The 377-nt window shown below is 47.7% G+C and carries 2 protein-coding genes; both read right to left on the reverse strand.

The window, feature by feature from the left end; genetic code table 11:
- A partial coding sequence (locus tag KQX66_RS38950) for an uL14 family ribosomal protein (protein ID WP_206523885.1) occupies window positions 1–77 on the reverse strand: 77 nt, incomplete at its 3' end.
- Between the two features lie 172 nt (window positions 78–249).
- Entirely contained in the window at window positions 250–375 is a 126-nt protein-coding gene (locus KQX66_RS38955; RefSeq protein WP_498047233.1) for a small ribosomal subunit protein uS17, read from the reverse strand.
- Window positions 376–377: the final 2 nt, after the last annotated feature.

Consider the following 377-nt stretch of genomic DNA (forward strand, 5'->3'; position numbering starts at 1 on the left):
CCTAGAACCTTGATACACATTACGCGACGTGCACCGGAGTTGTCGGCGACGTTCAGCATAGTCTGTTCTTGGATCATTTTAGTGCTCCGCTAATGTCAACTACTACTTTAAAGACCCAAGTAAAAATTAGGCCGTTGAAAAGCCCCATAACCGAGGGCGCAGCATTATAACACCGCTTACTTGGTATGGGTAGAAAAAATAAACGGCTCATTTTCTGAGCCGTTTATTAAGTGAGAGCCAGCTACTCTATTACAGAATCGCTTTCTCTACAACGCGAACCAACGTCCAGGACTTGGTCTTGGACAGTGGGCGGCATTCGCGGATTTCCACCACGTCGCCGGTACCACATTCGTTGTTCTCGTCATGTACGTGCAGCT

Origin of the sequence: Paenibacillus oleatilyticus (assembly GCF_018998565.1) — a bacterium.
In the GTDB taxonomy this organism is placed as follows: domain Bacteria; phylum Bacillota; class Bacilli; order Paenibacillales; family NBRC-103111; genus Paenibacillus_G; species Paenibacillus_G oleatilyticus.